This is a genomic window from Bradyrhizobium sp. Kon69 (genome assembly GCF_055807515.1).
In genome coordinates, this window is the sequence record NZ_JBVVOS010000508.1 from 1 (window position 1) to 247 (window position 247).

Below are 247 nucleotides of genomic sequence, written 5' to 3' on the forward strand. Positions count from 1 at the left end.
GTTCAGTGACGAAGCGCTTAGCGCGCCGATTGAGCGCCTGCGCCAGCAAATCGAGGCGTACAACAAACAGAGCAGCCACCACCTGGCCCTGCTCACGGCCGAACGCACTATGCTGCGAACCCGTGCGACGCCACCGCCAACCCCGCCGCGACCGAAGAAGATATTCATCAATACCCGCTACTACGGGGTCCTGATCGGGGAGCAGCGCCTGACACCGATTGGCCTGGAAACCGACCTGGTGGATATC

The 247-nt window shown here is 61.9% G+C and carries 1 protein-coding gene; it reads left to right on the top strand.

What is annotated here, in order from left to right:
- The coding region (locus AC0L3U_RS39980) for a hypothetical protein (RefSeq protein ID WP_473365209.1) at window positions 1–247 on the top strand (247 nt) is incomplete at both ends.